Annotated in this window: 8 protein-coding genes; 5 read left to right on the forward strand and 3 right to left on the reverse strand. The window is 44.0% G+C overall.

Annotated elements, in window-relative coordinates; all coding sequences use genetic code 11:
- Positions 1-198: 198 nt before the first annotated feature.
- Positions 199-624 (reverse strand): hypothetical protein, encoded by a 426-nt coding sequence (locus B5Y40_RS11475; protein WP_079686788.1) that lies wholly within the window; start codon positions 622-624, stop codon positions 199-201.
- Positions 625-1,157: 533 nt separating this feature from the next.
- Here B5Y40_RS11475 and B5Y40_RS11480 point away from each other — a divergent pair.
- The 5 genes from B5Y40_RS11480 (at position 1,158) to B5Y40_RS11500 (ending at position 13,505) form a co-directional block, all read left to right on the forward strand.
- Positions 1,158-3,317: a beta-galactosidase gene (locus B5Y40_RS11480; RefSeq protein ID WP_159453672.1), complete on the forward strand. Its 2,160-nt coding sequence runs from the start codon at positions 1,158-1,160 to the stop codon at positions 3,315-3,317.
- Positions 3,318-3,516: 199 nt separating this feature from the next.
- Positions 3,517-6,996 carry an InlB B-repeat-containing protein gene (locus B5Y40_RS11485; protein ID WP_143785704.1) on the forward strand — a complete coding sequence of 1,160 codons (3,480 nt, stop codon included), beginning with the start codon at positions 3,517-3,519 and terminating at the stop codon, positions 6,994-6,996.
- Complete coding sequence (locus tag B5Y40_RS11490) at positions 6,993-8,336, forward strand: PorP/SprF family type IX secretion system membrane protein (protein WP_079686791.1); 1,344 nt, start codon at positions 6,993-6,995, stop codon at positions 8,334-8,336. Before B5Y40_RS11485 ends, B5Y40_RS11490 begins: the two co-directional genes overlap by 4 nt.
- 90 nt (positions 8,337-8,426) lie before the next feature.
- Entirely contained in the window at positions 8,427-12,560 is a 4,134-nt protein-coding gene (locus B5Y40_RS11495; RefSeq protein WP_079686792.1) for a hybrid sensor histidine kinase/response regulator transcription factor, read from the forward strand.
- Positions 12,561-13,097: 537 nt separating this feature from the next.
- Positions 13,098-13,505, forward strand: coding sequence for a hypothetical protein (locus B5Y40_RS11500; protein WP_079686793.1), 408 nt, complete (start codon positions 13,098-13,100; stop codon positions 13,503-13,505).
- A gap of 144 nt (positions 13,506-13,649) precedes the next feature.
- On the opposite strand, the gene B5Y40_RS11505 is transcribed toward B5Y40_RS11500, so the two are convergent.
- Positions 13,650-16,916 carry a sensor histidine kinase gene (locus tag B5Y40_RS11505; protein WP_159453673.1) on the reverse strand — a complete coding sequence of 1,089 codons (3,267 nt, stop codon included), beginning with the start codon at positions 16,914-16,916 and terminating at the stop codon, positions 13,650-13,652.
- A gap of 529 nt (positions 16,917-17,445) precedes the next feature.
- Positions 17,446-19,515: a TonB-dependent receptor plug domain-containing protein gene (locus B5Y40_RS11510; protein WP_079686795.1), complete on the reverse strand. Its 2,070-nt coding sequence runs from the start codon at positions 19,513-19,515 to the stop codon at positions 17,446-17,448.
- Positions 19,516-20,126: the final 611 nt, after the last annotated feature.

A 20,126-nucleotide genomic window follows, 5' to 3' on the forward strand; every position in this document is an offset into this window, starting at 1 on the left:
AAGGAGACCACTGCAGTTTTAATCTCTCCAGAGACTATTGATGCAGCATTTTGAGATGATTGTATTGTTTATAAAAAGGGGAGTGTGCAAGTGTGTGTAACGCCTACTCTGGAGAAGTGAGAATGCCGATCTTAGAAATATTTACCAAGGAGCAGCAGCTCAGAGCAGGTAAAGCTAAAGAGAACTCCTATGGTGGTTTCACGGGGTATGTATATTTTTGATAAAGGCAATCATTTCCTCCCTATCCGTGAATTGCGTAACCTCAATTCTTTCCTCTGCCTTTGCCGCTTTGTCTTTTACATTGTTGGCAGAGATCTTCGAAAGCACCTCAGCAGGGTCTAATAATTGTGCATGAACTAATTTTTTTCCCGCCAGATGCTGTATCATTCCGGGAAGCAAAATACCGACAACCCACTTTTGAGCCTCTATACTAATGATGCCCATTTTACGAACATCTGCTACAAACTTCTGCGTCTGCAAAGATCTGAATGCTTCCAGCAATGCAGTATTGATTGTTATGAACTGATCATTTCCAGTGACCTTACCAAGGTATTCCAGGAATAAGGCATCAACCTGCGGGTCATAGTAAATTTTTGCGATTTTATCACGGTAAAATTCTGTCATAGTCACTCTCGGGAAGAGATTCACTCTTCTTATAATTTTCGATCGGCAAGTTCGTGATCAGGGCCGAAAACGGAATAAAGATAAAAGACAAAAAAGTATACTTTGAGATTGGAAAACGTTAATCTTTCGTTGTGATACTATAGGTATATACATTTTAGACTTTTTATTTTCGAAGCAAAAGCAGTGTTCCATCACCACCGATGTTGTTCAGATGAAGGCTTTAAATCGCGGATGTACCCTATACTTTTTTCATCGTTGCATTTGTTAGTTGATATAGTTTTCCAGCAGGATATACTCCCATTTTGACTCTTTAACGAATTGACATCTCCATAATATTGCCTCGCAATCAGTGCCCCTTTTAGGTCATTATTATTATGTTACTGTTATACTATAGGTGGTACTGTATGTATTGGGGAGACTATTGGTTACCTACTATGCGATCTTTCGAACCCCTTGAAGAATGCAAGAACACGTTACTTTCCTGCAAAAAACACATGAGCTGGCACCGGCCACTACAAACGGTTTCGATAAATATGATGACAACTTTATTAAATGTTTCCTGGCGGATCTCCAAGCGTTCAAGAAAAATAGTAATTAAATCCCTGCTTATTATGTATGGCCTGGGCAGCTCCATCGCAGGAGTAGCACAGTCTTATTCCTTTGATGACATTTTGTTTGGTGTAGCGTATTACCATGAGTATATGCCTTATGAGCGGCTTGAGCAAGATGTAGCGTTAATGAAAGATGCCGGCATCAACTATGTTCGCTTAGGTGAATCAACCTGGCAATTATGGGAGCCTAAAGAAGGAGAATTTGAATTCGCGTGGATGGATAAAGTTGTAAGCGCGATGCATAAAGCAGGCATTAAAGTAATCATCGGCACACCCACATATTCTATCCCGGCCTGGCTATACCATAAATATCCGGAGATAACAGCCATGCAGGAGAATGGACAACGACTGAAATATGGCATCCGTCAAAATGTAGATTTAACGAATCCTATATATCAATACTATAGTCAAAGAATTATAAAAAGAATCGTAGAACACTATAAAGCAAATCCCGCGGTCATAGGCTATCAGATCGATAACGAAACACATTCCAAGTGGCCGGATGATAAAGTGAATCACCTCCTATATATAGATTACCTCAAGAAAAAATTTCAGACCGTTGACAAAGTAAATATAGTATGGGGGCTTAACTATTGGGGGCAAGCTATAAACGATTGGGACGAGTTGCATCCTGCCAGCGGATTCAATCATCCGGGCTATAGGCTGGAGTGGGCGCGATACCAGCGATCTACGGTAACTGATTTTCTTTCTTGGCAGGCATCCATCGTTAAAAAATACAAAGCGCCTTCCCAATTTATTATGCACGACTTTGCCGGTGCTCTTCGCAGCGATTTGGATCAAAAGGCAATTTCAGCCGTACTCGACTATGCAGGCGTGAATATATATCATTACGATCAGGATCGATCCGATGGACTTCGCATCGCCATGCAGGGTGACTTCACGCGCTCGCTGAAAATGAAAAATTACCTGGTTCCAGAAACCAACGCAGCTTCCATTGGCTGGAATTCAAAAGAACAGTTTCCTCCATACGATGGGCAGCTAAGACTAAATTACTACGCGCATATCGGCTCTGGCGCCAACCTGGTTTCCTATTGGCATTGGCACTCTTTGCACAACGGTATAGAACAATACTGGAGAGGAGTTCTTCCCCATGACCTCAAACCCGGAAGAATATATAAAGAGATTAGCGCCATCGGGCACGAGCGTGAAAAGCTTGGCAGGAAGCTGGTGAACATCAGGAAGAATAACAAAGTAGCGATTCTCTTCAGTGAAGATTCGGATGTTGCTCTCAACCTTCAACGTTTTGATAACAACTTCAAAGGCCCTGAAACCGGCCCCTGGGATGCTGACGGAGCCTATCAAAAGATACTTGCAAGGTTCTACAAAGTTTTATACGATTTGAATGTTGAAGCAGACTTTGTATTTGATAATACAGAAGATCTGAGCCGATACCAGGTGTTGATTGTACCATCCCTATATATAGCAAGCGATGTAGTATTGAACAGGCTTAATGCCTTCGTAAAGAATGGCGGACATCTGGTGGTAACGATGAAGAGCGGGTTTTGTAATGAGTACTCAGCTGTACGCCATGAGACAATGCCTGCTGGTCTTACAGATATAGCAGGATTTACCTACCAGGAGTTTTCAACGTTGCGTACACCTGTGCCTTTAAAGGGAGATCCCTTCAATGCAAAGGGCGAAAACTATACCGAGCAATGGGTTGAGTTTCTGCAGCCCACCACGGCTAAGCCACTTGCTTTTTACGATCATCCGGTGTTTGGTATATACCCCGCTATAGTACGAAACAACAGCGGTAAAGGAGCGATTACTTATTTCGGAACTATACCTTCAGAAAGCATTATTAAAAGTATAGTAACTACTGCACTTGCTGAACGTAACATTCTGGGAGTGGACTATCAGTTGCCTGAGCGCGTAAAAGTAAAGCACGGTGTAAGTAATTACGGGAAGAATCTTCATTTCTACTATAATTTTTCATCTGTCGAGCAAACGTTCCAGTATACTTATGCAGATGGAATTAATCTGATAACGAATCTGCCGATTCAAAAAAATACTCGGGTAACGATAAAATCCTGGGATGTAGCAATTGTAGAAACTAAATAAGATCACCTGCAAAAGCTAATGTATAACAGCACTAAATCCGCCACGGGGAATGGTATGCTTCAATGAGTATATATACCAGGCATGGCCGACGGTTGCGCGCTGTTGTTCCCAATAGATCACTTGTTTCGCTCTTGAGCATGAAAAGAAGTAGATGACATTAAAAAGTAGATAGCATTAAAGAATAATTTAATAGTAAGCAATGAGAAAAAGAATTTTTACTTGTGCATTCGTATGGATTTGTTTCCTCTGTGGTTTGCAAACCTACGCTCAGTTTAAGAGTAACACGGTAGCCATTGGTGGTGGCGGATTCGTAACGGGTATTATATCCGATGTAAAAAGCGGAGATATATACTGTCGTACTGATGTAGGCGGTGCTTATCGATGGGATGCAGCAGGCAACCAGTGGGTACAAATATTGGACTGGATTTCTGACAGCCAGGGAGGGCTTTCGGGCGTGGAATCGCTGGCAATCGATCCGCAGAATCCCAACAATATATATATGCTTTGCGGCATCAGCTATTTGAGCTCGGGGATGACAGCGATAGTAAAATCAACTGATAAGGGAAAGACCTTCTCGGTTATCGATGTGACATCGAAGTTCAAGACACACGGAAATGGGTACGGTCGTGGCAATGGCGAGCGCCTTGTGGTAGACCCCAGCAATAGCAATGTTATTTTCTGTGGTACACGATACAACGGATTATGGAAAAGTACCGATGCTGGAAACACGTGGATACAGGCCTGGGATGGCGTGACAGCTACTCCAAACTCCAACGGCATCAGCTTTGTTTTATTCGATCCTGCCAGCGCGTCCGGTGGGGTAACCAAGACTATATACATCGGCATTTCACGAACTGGTGGTGCAAATATATACAAGAGTATAGATGGAGGTATAACGTTCACGGATGTATCGGCAGATATACAGTATATGCCACACCGTGCTGTGCTAAAGGGCACAGCGATGTATGTTACGCTTGCTGATAGCGAAGGACCTGGAACCAGTGGAGCGGGTAGGGTATATAAACTCAATACTACTACAGGTGTGTGGACAAATGTTACTCCTCAAAGTAATAATCTTTCTTACGGAGGTGTTAATATCGATCCGGCAAATGTAAACAGGGTAGTGGTGTCAACAACGGGGATATATATAAATCATATGTATGGTACTTCGTGGGGGGATTTTATTTTTTTTTCTGCTGATGGTGGAGCCACCTGGACCTTAAAGAACGGAAGTGACAGCAAGTATGATAACGGCGGTATCGGATGGTTCGATGGCATGGCACATTGGGTGGAATCCATTGAGTTTGATCCGATGGATAGCAAAAAGGTACGGTCAGTCGGTGGCGCCGGGATCCTTACCTGCGGAGACATCGATGCAGCAGTTCCTGTTTGGAAATTTGATGTGAAGGGAATAGAAGAAACAGCGCTCCTCGATGCTATATCTATACCGGGAGGTCCACTTGTTTCTGCCCTGGGTGATGTAGAGGGATTTGTTCACAGTGATCTAAATGCCTTTCCCGCAAAAAGGCACCAGCCCAGTGTTGGTACAAACAGGAGTATAGCTTATGCGGGTAAGAGCACGAAAAAACTTGTGCGGGCAACCAACGAAGGAACCCATGTATACTACTCCACAGACCAGGGTGCTACATGGACTGGCTGTGCAACCAACAAAGGTTCCGGAGGAAGAGTAGCCATAAGTGCTGATGGAGGCACTATACTTCACTGTCCCGATAACTCGTCCACTACCTACTATAGCACTGACAATGGTGCCAGCTGGATAGCTGCAGGCGGAAGTACGGTGACAGGCGCCATTCCTGCGGGTGACCTGGTAAACAGCAATTACTTCTACATCTTCAATGCGTCCACCGGACAGATGCTGACAAGCGCCAACAAAGGCGTAAGCTTCACGGTGACAGGAACCCCGGGGGCAACGTCGACACCGTGGACATCTACATTCATACGCACCGTACCTGGAAACGAAGGACATCTATGGGTGCCCTTGGTGGATAACGGTCTTAAATATTCTACCGATCACGGGGCTACCTATACAACTGTTACCAGCGTTACGTATTGCAAAACGGTTGGCATTGGTAAAGCAATTTCATCCACTTCGTATCCTGCTATATATATCTGGGGAACTGTGAAGGGAGTAAGAGGACTTTTCAGATCTGTAGATAAGGGAGCAACCTGGGTTAAAATGAATGACGACGCACATCAGTTTGGCGGAGCGGAGCTCATGCTGGGTGATCCCAATATTTTCGGAAGAGTCTATACGGGCAACACCTCGGCGCGTGGAATTGTATATTGGGACGATCTGACCAAATATACTCTTACCGCTACCATGGCACCCGCTGCCGGGGGTACTGTAAGCGGTGCAGGTACATATGCTATAGGAAGTACGACAACAGTCACTGCAACACCTGCAGCAGGATATACTTTTACAGGTTGGAGTGGCGATGTAACCGGAACTGGCGCTTCCGTTGCCGTGGACATCACCAGCGACAAGACTGTTACCGCCAACTTCGAGCAAATTAAATATACCCTTACTACCACAGCAACACCTTCTGCTGGCGGTACAGCAAGTGGAGCAGGAACATATACAGCCGGAGCTACAGCAACGCTCACCGCTACACCCGCTACAGGCTATACTTTTACAGGCTGGAGTGGTGATGCAACCGGGACGAATGCCAGCACTACAGTGACCATGACGGGCAACAAGTCTGTTACTGCAAACTTTCAGATAACCAAATATACTCTTACCGTTACAGCGTCACCCGCTGCCGGTGGTACAGTAAGCGGGGCAGGGTCATACACAACAGGAGCTACAGCAACGCTTACAGCAACACCAGCAAGCGGATATACCTTTACCGGCTGGAGTGGTGATGCAACGGGAAGTGCTTCTTCCACTACGGTGACCATGAGCGGCGATAAAAATGTGACAGCGAATTTTCAGCTACAATCCAACACAACAAAGTATACACTGGCCACAACAGCATCGCCATCGGACGGAGGAAGTATAGAGGGTGCGGGAATGTACGATGCAGGCAGTGAGGCGACCCTCACAGCAACACCAGCAGCAGGATATACTTTTACCGGTTGGAGCGGCGATGTAACGGGAACTGCAGCATCCGTTACTGTAACGATGAGCAGTAACAAAACGGTTACGGCCAACTTCAGCATAACCACCTTTACGCTTAGCGCTACCGTTGTGCCTGCAGCCGGAGGCTCGGTGACAGGAACAGGTTCCTATACCTCGGGTGCTATCGCAACGATTGAAGCAGTTGCAGCAGCCGGATATACGTTTATCAGCTGGAGTGGTGATATAGCGGGTACTGCTGCATCACAAACCGTAACCGTGAACGGCGATATAGTTGTTCAGGCTAACTTTCAAGGTATAGATGAAGCTGCCTTAAAAATTCCCAAGCTCTTTTCTCCTGACAGCCGTGGTGACATAAGCACCGAAGCATGGAACATTGAAAACGCTTACCTGCTGGATGGTTGTGAAATTGTAATCTATAATCGCCAGGGACAGAAAGTATATTCGTCTACAGGGTATTCTACCCCTTGGGATGGAACTTCAAACGGCAGACCACTTCCTGATGGCGCATACTTCTACGTCATCCGGCGTGCCGATAATTCGAAACAAACCGGTAGCGTAACGATTGCCCGACTGAAATGAATTTACTTTTTAGAATATTAGTTTTCGCTGCGTTATTGGTTATAACGTACTCACTACATGCACAGCAAAGTCCGGTATATAGTCACTACTTTCTTAATCCGTTTCTATATAATCCATCATTTGCAGCCCCCAATGGGTACAGCGAAGTATACCTGAACTATAGAAGTCAATGGGCAGGTGTTGAAGGTGCACCAACGACCGGAACACTCAGTGTTCATTTACCACTGAGCTATCGGGCTGGTATTGCTTTCACGGGATACCAGGATAAAGCAGGTGTGTTAAAAACAACTACGGGTCTTGCTACATTTGCCTACCAAGTACACCTGGGCAAGAATGTCAATGATAATCACAAAATCGTTTTCGGACTCTCGGCAGGGGTAACCAGTGTCTCCATTCATTCCGGTGACGGGTATACAAACGACCCTGTGGTCGGAACAACATCATCGTTCGAAGGGCAATTCGGTATGCATTATCAACGCGGCAATTTTAAGCTTGCTTTTGCTATACCACGTCTTTTCAACTCCTATATTGCTGCTGAAAACGACTTCAATAAAATTAGTTTTAACCCGGTTCGTAATACGATATCATCTGTGAGCTATGGTATATTCTTTAATCAGCGAATTGTTTTCGAGCCGATGTTGATATACCGCACCTATGAAAACAGCGATGCCCAACTGGAAGCTTTAGGCTCCTTGCGAATTAACAATGTGGGGTGGGTGGGCGCTTCCTATCGACAGAGCGCTGGCGCCTCTGCTTTTGCCGGCGTGAATATCAAAGATAAATTGAAACTGGGATATGCCTACGAATTTGCAGCCGGTGATAAAAGTGCTCTGGGGAGCGGTACACATGAAGTACAATTGATTGTCCGGCTGGGGAAAAAGATCAAAACGGAAGGGAAGACTAAAATTAAAAATATAGATGTGTCCTCGCAGGCTATGGAATCAAGTGTACCCGGTATAGATGAAGATATAGCCAGGCAAGAGCAAAACACAGCCACCGGAAAATTGAAATCTCCTGTTGATACCCTTACCGATATACAGGCTCAGTCTGAAGATCAAAATAAAGAGCAAGTAAAATCACTTTCCGGAAACCGGTTATCCCCGGGACATTATGTGGTGGTGGGAGTATTCCACTCGGCGGGGTATGCAAAGAAATATGCATTTAACCTGAAGCGCGCAAAATACCCGGCAGATGTTGCGTATTATCCTGAGAAACATTATTATATAGTGCACATGAATAATGCCCCCTCCACAAAAGAAGAAGCACAAAAGCTTTGCAACGAATACAGGCGGATGTCGCGCTATACGTTTCGCGATACGTGGATTATAAGTATCGAATGACAACAATTTGTATCTTTAGTGAAATTGATAAAAAGTTATCGGACACTGCGTGTCCATAGTATCAATTGATTTTAACTATCGAGTGAAATTGTGAAAGAGAATTTTTTTTTCGGACCGGGTTGGTTCATCGCAATATTTCTGTTGGTTTCCCTGGTTATTCAATCCATTGGCCAGCAACAGCGCTTTCTTCATGTTGATGTTCGTCAGGGACTGTCACATAACTACGTAAAAGCAATATACAGGGATAAGACGGGATTCGTGTGGATTGGAACGGAGTCCGGCCTTAATCGCTTTGACGGCTATTCAATAAAAATATATCGCAATGATCCTGCGGATTCCACGTCTCTTCATAATGATAACATAGTAAGACTATTTGCTGCACCAGGCGGAGAACTTGGCATGGTAACGGGCAATGGTGTTTGCTTTTTTAATCCGTCCACCGAGCGGTTCTCTACTGCTTCCCGATTTCTTCAGAAGTTCTCAATCACCACCCCGGATGACCTTGTTAATATTGTTCATGATGAAGCCGGCAACTACTGGTTTTTGCTGCGTAACAACGGCATGGTGTGCTATAATGAGAGTAAAAAAAGCGCACTGTCCATAAAGCATGCTGACAATGATACCACCACCATCGCCACCAACAACGTCACTTCGCTCGCCCGTCACAAGGACGGAAGCTACTGGATCGCACATGGTAATGGTGTTATGGAGAATGCTGTATTTGAAAAAGGCAAACTCTCCGTGGTAAAGCGAATTTCATTTTTGCCGGCTTACGCACCCGACCCCTACCGGCTTTTACAAAGTGAATTGGTAATTGATAGGGACGGAGATCTTTGGGTATACATCTCCAATGCAGACGAAGGTGTGTTTTACTACAACACAAGTAAGCATAAGATATATCGTTTTAATACAAATTCTAAAACTACACGCCTCAGTTCCAATTTGATTTCGTCTATTATACACGATGATCAGGGCTATATCTGGATTTATGAGAATGGTGAAATTGATGTTGTCGATAAAACAAACTTTTCTGTAAAGAACCTCACGCATGATTCTTACAGTGAAACAGCCCTGAGCGAGAGCGCCATTACCACAGCCATTAAAGATCAGGAAGGTATCATCTGGATAGGCACTTTGAAAAAAGGATTGAACTATTTCCATCAGAGCATGGCGCGGTTTCCAGTCTATAATCGACACTCTAAGCCATATGCCTTGCCGTTTGAAGATATAAATCATTTCGTTGAAGACCGGAAAGGCAACCTTTGGCTTGGAGCAAACGGAGGGGGGTTGTTATATCTTGACCGGAAAAGTGGCCGGTATACGAGCTACAAACATAATGCAAAGGACCCACACAGTCTGAGCAGTGACGTAATTGTCAGTATGTATCTTGACCATGAGGATAAGCTATGGATTGGTACTTTCTTCGGAGGACTGAACTGTTTTGATGGCAGCAAGTTCACCCGTTATCAGCACAGTGCTCAGGACCCTACGAGTCTGTCCGGTAAAAGTGTATGGGAGATCTTTGAAGATTCACAACACCGGCTTTGGATCGGTACACTTGACAGAGGTGTTAACCTTTTTAACAGAGAAACAAAGACCTTTACACGCTATTCTCCTCCCGATCGAAAAGCACTTCGTTCAGACTATATTTCATCGATCACAGAAGACAACGAGGGTAATCTCTGGTTTGGAACCTCTATTGGTATAGATGTATTGATGAAAGATTCCGGAAGTATAGTTCATTTCGAATCGCAGAACAACGATACGACATCCCTTGTCAATAATGTTATCCTGAATATACTCAAAGACTCGAAGGGACGCATGTGGATCGGAACAGCCGGTGGGCTTAGTTTATGGCAAAAGGAAACGAACCGGTTTATCAACTATACAGAGAAAGATGGATTGCCCCATTATGCAATTATGGGAATGGAGGAAGATGCACAAGGACGGCTATGGCTAAGTACGCAGGATGGACTTTCATGCGCTACATTCACTCCCCAAGGTAAACGCCTGCAGCTTCGGGTCACCAATTACGCCGAGGCCGACGGTTTACAAGGTCAGCGATTTAATGAAGATGCTTCACTTCGATTGAAGAGTGGAGAACTCGTGTTTGGAGGCAACAACGGCTTCAATATTTTCAACCCCGGCAATATCGAACATAGCAAAACTACCCAACGGCTTGTGTTCACAGATTTTCAATTGTTCAATCAAAGCGTCCGCCCGGGAAGTGGAAGTAAACATGATACTCACTTTACCTTGTCGTCTTCCATCACCACGAATCCCTCGGTTGTATTGGCAGCAAGTGATAATGTTTTTTCAATAGAGTTCGCCACACTCAACTTTACACAGCCCTCCAAAACAAAATATAAATATAAACTTGAAGGGTTTAACCAGGATTGGTTGTCAACCGATGCAAACAACAGAAGAGTAACCTTCACAAACCTGAATGCCGGTAACTATATATTTCGTGTCATGGCCACAAACAATGACGGGGTGTGGAATGAAGAAGGCATTTCACTTCCCATCAAAGTGCTTCCTCCTTTCTGGAAGTCCCTGAACGCCTATATCCTTTACATGATTGTATTAATCGTGCTTCTTTATGCAACACGTAAGCTTATCCAGCAACGCGAGCAAATGAAGTATGCCATCAAGCAACAGCAGGAGGAAGTGGTACGATCGCGCGAGTTGGATATGATGAAGACCAGGTTCTTTACCAACGTGAGCCATGAATTCAGAACGCCGCTTTCACTCATCCTCTCGCCACTGGAAAAGCTCAGTGAAAAAGTCGATGATGTCGAGCAGCGAAAGAATATAGATCTCATTCAACGAAACGCAAAGCGATTGCTAAACCTGGTCAACCAGCTTCTGGATTTCAGAAAAATGGAAGTTCATGATATCCGCTTTCATCCATCCGAAGGTGACATCATCGACTTCATACGCGAGACCGTATATTCGTTTGCTGACCTTTCAGAGAAAAAAAATATCAGGCTTACCTTCGAATCAAACACTTCAGCACTGGAAGCTATATTTGATCATGATAAAGTAGAAAAGATCCTGTTCAACCTTCTGTCCAACGCCTTCAAGTTTACCATGGGCAATGGAGAAATCTCGGTAGTTGTAAACGCCAGGGATTCTGTTGAAAATAGTATTATTGAAATCATCGTCAAGGATTCGGGAATCGGAATACCGACAGAAAAACATGAGCTGATTTTCGAGCGCTTTTTTCAAAGTGATCTACCGAGCTCCATCTTGAACCAGGGCAGTGGTATAGGACTGGCTATAACAAAAGAGTTTGTACGAATTCACGGAGGAACGATTCGCGTTGAAAGTGAACCGGGAAAGGGAAGTTCTTTTATTGTAGTGTTACCCTTGCGAAAATTGGTGCAGGCCGTTCATGAAACTATACGTGAGCCTATAGCTGCCGTTGAGGGTCCAAAGAAAAATGATATAGAGTCTAGCGGTAAGCCGTTGATTTTACTCGTAGAGGATAACGAAGATTTTCGTTTCTATTTGAAAGATAATCTGAAGACATCCTATTCTGTTATTGAGGCGGAAACGGGAGAGGAGGGATGGAAGAAAGCAATTTCAGAATACCCCGACCTGATCGTAACCGATGTGATGATGCCCGACATGAATGGTATTGAGCTTTGCAAGAAAATTAAATCGGATCAACGGGTATCTCATATACCGGTTATACTTCTCACAGCGCGTTCAGGCGAAGAACAACGACTTGAAGGATTTGAAGTAGGTGCCGATGATTATATACCCAAGCCCTTCAGCTTTCCAATACTGGAATCAAGAATCCGTAACCAGATCTCGCTGCGTAAAGACCTGCGCACATTGTTTGCAAGAAAAAGCGGAGTGAAGGCAAGCGAAATACAAGTCACCTCCTTAGATGAACAGTTTATACAACGTACCATCCAGGCGATCGAAAACAATATATCCAACAGTGAACTTACGGTCATAGATCTAAGCCGTGAGCTCGGTGTAAGCCGCGCTCAGTTTTTTAGAAAGGTGCAGGAACTCACCGGTAAAGCTCCCTTGGAACTCATCCGTACGATACGTCTGCAACATGCAGCACAGCTCCTGGAGAAAAGCCAGCTTTCAGTTTCCGAAGTAGCCTATCGCGTGGGCTTCAATAATCCAAAGTATTTTGCTCGTCATTTTAAAAATCAATATCACGTACTGCCTTCCGCGTATGCGAATGGTAAGCGGAGAAACTAGCAGAGAAAAAGCTGTACGCTAAAGAATTGTTACCTCTTTTCGGATTATTGGTTACGGTCCAAGAAAATATACCTGCATATTTTTGGTGAACAAATATACTGTCTTTGAAACGAAAACTTAAAATCCTACTGTTGCTTGAAATGATGATGTATATATTGATTTTCTCGTTTGTTACCTGGCTTGCTGTTCGGGGGTAAAAGGTACGAGCAAGTAACTTTGGGTGTGTACACATGCATAAACTATAGCACCCTTCCATGCGCTGGTGAGTGAAGGTCGAAAAGTATACAGGCTCAAAAGATTTTCAATCTCATGATTGGACTTTTGGTTCGTCTCAATGAGACGAATCGATACCCTCTACCGGCACCACCCACTATAATTTTGCATAACCCATTACAGCGGTATTATTTGTTACACAAAAGAAGAGTCATTCCTCGTCCGATATGCAAGTAGATAAAGTGGAAAGAAAATCAATGCATGATCAACCAGATATAGTGTCCATTGCTATAGCACGTAAATTACAAATGCAATAAGTGAGCCATGGAGAACTTCATTACAGAAAAGGCATATGTTGTTTACATCCCTGCACAAAAGCTCATCTATTTTGGGTGTCAGGGATTTCTTGCCTATGAGGAACTGGTTCATGTCACCGAGTATGCATATAAGATGATACAGTTTTATAAGCTCAGTAAATGCGTCATTAATCTCCAGGAGGTAAGCTTATATCCTCCCGGCACCAGGGAATACTTTGGCAACATTTGGTATGGTAAACTTTTGGCGGCCGGTATTCGCAGAATAGCATTCGTTGTCCCCATAGATGTTTTTAACAAATCCTGTAAGGCTATTGTGAATGCAGGTACCTTCATTAAGAGTATTGGCCGGGAGTATTTTGCCGATGAAACAAGCGCTGGAGAATGGCTGAATACGTGTCCTGATTTTTACTGCTGAGAATATTGCAGGCTATATATACCGATCGCGGGTTCGCAAAAAACCGAGTGGTACGAATGTACTCTTCATAAAAAATAGGATTAAGTATATATTCCGAGCAAGACGGGGGTGGCAGTCACCACACACCTGTTTTTGTTATGGCGCTCAAGTGCCAGGTGCATGCTTGAACGAAAGCCGGAAGCAGGTCCCTTCATTGGGACAACTCTCGATATCAATTTTTCCGCCCATCGCAGAGACTTGAGTCTTTACCAAAAATAATCCCATTCCTTTTCCTTCTACGTGCCAATGAAAACGGCTATAAAGCATAAAGAGTTTCTCTTTGCATACATTCAAATCTATACCCAGACCATTGTCCCGTATGGTTATGTGAAGGTAATCGCCTTGAACCTCTGAGCGTATCTTGATAATGGGCGTTCTTTCCGCGTGGCGGTACTTGATGGCATTGCCGATCAGGTTCATGAATATACTGTCGATATAGGGCTTTACAGCCCAAAGTGTATCACCGCCAGAAAAGTCCTCGATAAATAAAGTCTGAGTCTCCTGGATTTCTTTCTCAAGGTTTATTTTGACCAGGCGTAGCTCTTCCCGGAGTTTGATAGCTCCAATCACCGTGGTGGAATTCCGCCGTACGTCGAGCACCGTATTTAAATCTTTCACAACACAATCAAGTTCCTCTGTGGTAAAAACAATTTTTTCAACGATTGACCGGATCTCTTGCAGATCACTCTCACCGATATCGAGTATATGACCAAGGCCGAGTATCCTGGCCACCGGAGCCCGCAGGTTGTGGGCCGAGATAAAGGCAAATTGTTCGAGTTGCTGATTGTACTCTACTAAGTCGCGTGTGCGCTCTTCTACCTCCGCCTCCAGTGTTTCATTTCGTGTGGTTATTTCTTTGTTTTGTTTCTCGATGATTTGCCGGGCGGCTTGTAATTCAAGGTTCTGTTCAGATACTACGTCGCGCTGTGCTGATATCTCTTCCTGGCTCTGAGTAAGCTCTTCGTTTTGGTGTGCGAGTTCCTCTGTTCGTTTGCGTACCTGTAGCTCCAGTATCTTGTTCTGCTTCTTGATGTTTCGAATATGTAATCTATAGACTGTTAAAATGCCTGCGCCCAGGAAGACTATAGCCGATAGTTTTATCCACCACGTACACCACCACTGTGGCAGTATATGGATCGTTAAAGAGGTTCCTTGTTCATTCCAGACCCCATCATTGTTGCTCGCTTTCACTTTAAAGGTATATATACCCGGATCAAGGTTGGTGAACATAACGGACCGCTGGTTGCCTACATAGTTCCAATCTGTATGAAAGCCTTCCAATTTATAGGCGTACTGATTTTTTGCTGTGCTGGTAAAGTTCAGGGCCGCGTACTTTAGCGAAAAGAAATTGTATTCAGCAGGAAGTGTGATTGTGCTGGTTTCACTGATCTGGTCTTTCAATATACCCCCGAAATCACCGGGCTTCACAGGCTCATTGAGAATGCCGAGTTCGGTAATGACAACCTTGGGTATAAATGGATTTTCACGAACACTGTCTGGATTAAAAACACAAATGCCTTTACCTCCAAAGAAGAACTGGTGGTTGTCGTTACGCAAACATGCACGAGGTCTAAAGTCGTTGCCGGGCATTCCATCGGCGATATCAAAGTTCCGGAATACACCATCATCCGGACTAAACCGAGATATGCCAACCGCTGTACCCAGCCAGAGATTGCCGGCGTTATCCTCCAGTATACTTTGTATAATATTGTTGGGCAGTCCATCGCGAGTGGTATATCTTTTTTTGAACTTGCCATTGATGAGCAGATGCAGACCTTTTGCCGTTCCTACCCAGAGTCGGCCACGAGAGTCTTCCAGTATGCTATTGCAAAGACCGCCCACGTGCACCGAATCGGAATGTGTCGCGGTCTCGAACCTGCTGAGTTTCTTTTGCGTATGGTCGTAGCGCAGAAGTTCTTCGAGGGTACCGATCCAGAGATCTCCTTTTTTGCCCTCATATATAGTATGTATATAGTTGTTAAATTCATACTGTTTTTCGCGGACATGTTCAAAGGTGCCTGTATGTTCATCGGAGAGAACGTTCAGTCCACCATAGGTCGCCACCAGTAGCTGCTGCGTTTCACTTGACTGCCATATTGAAAATACATTGGCATCCGAGAGACTTCCTTTATTTTTTTTATCGGGCATGTAGTGAATGAAATTATCATGCTCTTCGTCATAACGATGGAGACCACCTCCCCAGGTACCTACCCAAATGCGTTGTTGTATGTCCTGGTAGATGGAAAGGACAGGGTTTGTCTGCAAGCTTTCTTTTGCCGCTGTATGTCTAAAGTGTTTTAGGCCTTGTGGTGATTTCACGATCAGGCCCTCTTCGGTGCCAACCCACAGGCGTTGCTTTGAGTCAAGCATGATCGCATTTACAACAGCGTTTCCCAGCGGTATATCTACTTCCATAAACTTCTCGCCCAACCGGTCTATTACTGCCACGCCATGCGAGTAAGTACCTATCCATATTCGTCCCTGTCGATCTTTGCAAAGCGCATGGACCGAATTGTCAGGGAGCGAGGCAGGATCATTTTTATTGGATTGAAGCGTTAACAGTTCATTGGTAATAGTATTAAGCCTGCAAAGGCCACCGTTCTCTGTGCCGATCCAAAGATACTTTCCATCCATGCACAGATTGAGTACATTATCAATCGGCAGTGCAGGAGTGGAATGTGTGTTATATAGTATATATTCATGCGTTGCTGCATTATACTTTTGTAACCCCTTACCGGTAGCAATCCATAAATCATGAACACTACTTTTTACCATCTGGTGAAAGCTTTCTGCTGGAGGCCCTTGACGGTAAATTTGGTTATCTTTTAAATTCCAGCGGAACAGCCCGCGTTCACGAATACCCACCCAAAACTCATGATCGGATGCGGGTATGAGTGAATGTACCGGGCTGTGTGAATCAAAAAGCTCAAAGTACCGGTGTCGATTCGTTTTCTTGTCTATCTGGTTTACAAACGCTTTGTTATGACGTACGCCTGCAATCCACAAGCTGGTGTCGTCTTCATGAAATTCGGATACTTCACAGTCGAATGAGTACTGCGGTAGGCGTTTGAAATTGTCCTGTTGGCGATTGTATACATGAAGGCCACCACTGCTTGTGCTCACCCACAACACGCTGCGACTGTCTTCGTATATATTGAGGATAGCATTTTTTAAAAGGCTTGTTGTATCGTCCTGTTCATTGCGATATACAGTAACATCGTAGCCATCAAATCGATTGAGCCCATCCATGGTGCCAACCCATAAAAAACCACGGGAGTCCTGTAGCACACAGGATACACTCGGATTGGATAAGGCTACTGTTAGCTTCGAGAATTTAACTTTTTCTAGTGGTGACTGGGAGAAAGCTTCCATGCTCAAAAGAAAAAGAACTGATAGTGTATAAAGCGAACCCATCTTAGACATATACGAAGATAAATTGCAGTGAGTGAATTTATACCTCAGTATTAATACTGAAATAAGACCTGTAGTTATACCCGTGTTCGCGTCCTCATGTATTTTACATGCATAATTTCAGATCTCAATTTTTTTGTGAGACTATATGTATATTCATTTGAGACCTTTGGCAACGGTAATGTGTGCTTCAGAATAGGCACTACCTCGCGGGCAGCAGGTTATAATAAGTTATAATGATAACAATGGTTAATATTGGCGTCTACTCTCGGCTGATTTTATTACAGGATCTTGGGTTGATTTGAGGTTTAGCAGTACTGGTGAATCATGCTTAATCACATGGGTGGGTGTGCCTGTACTTTCAGAGCGCTGCAGGCAAGTTGCCAAAACAATAAAAAAGAAATCACTATTATAACTCTACAAGCAAAGTTATAATAGTGATTTAGATAGCTCAGGCCGTTCTGTTTTTCCTCGCAGTAAGGGTACGTTCTTAGATTTTTGCAGTCACCCCTATATTTAGAATACGCCCGCGCATGGGTATATAATATCCATCAATGCTGAGTGGGAATGTGTCATGTCGATCGAATAGATTTTGTATCAGGGTATAAAAACGGATAGCGCTGTTAAGATTATACGATACTGACAGGTTGGAGGTAAATATAGTGCCGGAGGCTTCGCGTGTATTGATAACATAGCTGGCAGGCATCGGTCGTTTTCCGCGGAAGTAAGAAGTCAGATTTACATCTACGGCCTTCATTTTAAAATTCACGCCTCCGTTGATATATAGTGATGGCAGGAAATGTACTGAGGTGCCTTCGGCAGTTTTGGTTTTGAGTTTGGCTGCATTAAAAAATATATAGGAGTCTTTATCCAGGTAATAATTTATGCTCAGGTCTGCACCCCACACATTGGTATTGCCGGCGTTAGAGGCCTGCGTGGTATCGCGGTCCGATAAATTTTTGTCAATGGGCAGGTAGATGATCTGATCCTTATATATCTGGTTGAATGCACTGATCTTTACCTTTACATTGCTCGTTTTGTAGATCATGTTCATCTCAAAGTTGTTGATGTGCTCGGTCTTCAGATTGGGGTTGCCATAGAGTGGGAGCAGCGTCTGCCCCGTAAGCTCATATAATGTTGGCGGGCGATGAGCGGTAGCGAAAAGTCCCTTTAGGGTGAGGCGATCTGTAAATTTATAGGATACGCCTATGCGTGGATTAAGAACCGATATTTTCGTATGAGCAAAATTGTGGTAGTGATCCAAACGCAGACCTGCCAGTATAGAAAAACGCGAGCTAAGCGTCCAGTTATCATCGGCGTAAAGGGACGTTACATTTCTGCTTTGATTGGGTGCCAGGGGATAGGCTGTGGTATCGCGGAAGTCATTGATCCTGTTGTCCCAAAAGTACGAGGTGTTTCCGATCTGTCCTTCGCGTTCAATTTTTCCTCCCACTAAAAGCGCATGCTCTTTATGCTTGCCGAGCTGATGGGTATAGTTTGCTTCCAGGTAAGTATCAAAGTTGGTTTGCGTGTTATAGAATGGAAACCCGGGATATGCCAGGTAATGCCACATATAGCCTGCCGTAATATCCAGATGCTTGCTAGCTTTCCATGTCAAATAGGTCTGGAGTTGTTTACCGATATAGTTCTGCGTGTAGCCGGAAGTCCAGGGTAGTATACCAGACAGGTACGCATCCTGATTGGCAGATTTATACCAGGTTCCGAACTCAACTTTTTTGTCGGGTGATTGTACATTCAACGTAAAATTATAGGCAGCCTTCGTACCATCCCGCATATACTTGGGGTCGGGTATAGTGCTGCCGCCGGGGCCAGTGCCTGACAATGAACTACGCTCTACACCTTTATCGGCATAGAATTGTAACGAACCTCCGATATGCCAGTCATCGATTTTTTTGCCATATACAACGGTGGCCTTTTTATTCAGTAAACCGTCTTTGAAACCCGTGTTGAGAAATACTTCCGTGCCGTCCATGGACTGATCGCGCGTTACCAGGTTTATGATCGTAACGGCGCTTCCTCCTTGCAAGGGTACGGGTGAGGTGCTGATCTCGATTTTTTCGATACCCTCCAGGGTAAATTCAATAAAGCCCAGTGGCTGCCCGAACGTAGTCTCATTGAATTTATTTTTTCCGTTATACAGGTATAGTATCTGCTGGGAAAAGTCTGAGTTAATGCCGCGCGAATACACAGTCTCCACACGATCGCCATATTTCATGGAAGCGGGCAGAGCATCCATGCCCGGCACAAATACATTGAGCACATCTTTTAATGTGCGGGCATTCATATCTGTAATTTGCTTGCGCGTGATAACGATAATATTGCCGGGTGCATCGTCTATATTTTGTTCGACTTTGGTGGCAACGGAAACTTTTATATTCATGAGCTCTTCCAGGCTCATGGTCATATAGTAATCCATGCTTGTGGTGTCGGCTTTCTGTGCATATACCGAAAGATGCATGGATAGTATACATAAAAGTAGCAAGATATATATTTTGGCGCGGCAGAATATATACCATCGAGCTGAGTAATTTTTTGTCATAGGCTTACGTTTAATTTAAGGGCACAACAAAAAAAACACAAAGCTCACTTAGTAGGTGTCAGGCTTAGTACACAGAGCTCTAAAAGAAAATGCTTACAACAATGCCCGTATTTTTACGGATGCAAGAATGTGTACTGCCGGTATACCTATAGCCGCACGCATGAAAGGACGTTGTTTACAATATAGTATGCATACAACAATTTACGTGGTGGATTGATAACAGCAATGCGCCTAGTTAAATGAAGTATATATATCGGTGGATATCTGCTGTCAGCCTTGCAAATCAGAAGATCAAAGATTTTCAGCGTTAGATTTGAAGCCTAATTACTTAAAATATCTGGAATGAAATAGGGGTATGCAAATGCATTTCATGTTCGGGATTTAAGGGATATATATTTTCTTTAGAATCACAACGACTGGGCTGTACTAAAAAAGACTGAAGTAATCTTATAGCTTCACTAGTTTGAGGAGAAGCACATTGTGTTCCTGTATGTCTACTTGAGGTAAGAACGGTGCGGTCGATTTTACATGGATGATTTCTTTGAGTAGGGAAGAACCATCGTTTTGTTTTTTGATTTGATCCTCTTGTTGTGAAAAGTACTTTCTTAACG

Origin of the sequence: Ohtaekwangia koreensis, assembly GCF_900167975.1 — a bacterium.
In the GTDB taxonomy this organism is placed as follows: domain Bacteria; phylum Bacteroidota; class Bacteroidia; order Cytophagales; family Cyclobacteriaceae; genus Ohtaekwangia; species Ohtaekwangia koreensis.

Excerpts from the sequence above, each read along its gene's own strand:
- B5Y40_RS11475 (WP_079686788.1), bottom strand. The coding sequence starts at position 624 with ATGACAGAATTTTACCGTGATAAAATCGCAAAAATTTACTATGACCCG.
- B5Y40_RS11480 (WP_159453672.1), top strand. The coding sequence starts at position 1,158 with ATGATGACAACTTTATTAAATGTTTCCTGGCGGATCTCCAAGCGTTCA.
- B5Y40_RS11485 (WP_143785704.1), top strand. The coding sequence starts at position 3,517 with ATGAGAAAAAGAATTTTTACTTGTGCATTCGTATGGATTTGTTTCCTC.
- B5Y40_RS11490 (WP_079686791.1), top strand. The coding sequence starts at position 6,993 with ATGAATTTACTTTTTAGAATATTAGTTTTCGCTGCGTTATTGGTTATA.
- B5Y40_RS11500 (WP_079686793.1), top strand. The coding sequence starts at position 13,098 with ATGGAGAACTTCATTACAGAAAAGGCATATGTTGTTTACATCCCTGCA.
- B5Y40_RS11505 (WP_159453673.1), bottom strand. The coding sequence starts at position 16,916 with ATGGAAGCTTTCTCCCAGTCACCACTAGAAAAAGTTAAATTCTCGAAG.
- B5Y40_RS11510 (WP_079686795.1), bottom strand. The coding sequence starts at position 19,515 with ATGACAAAAAATTACTCAGCTCGATGGTATATATTCTGCCGCGCCAAA.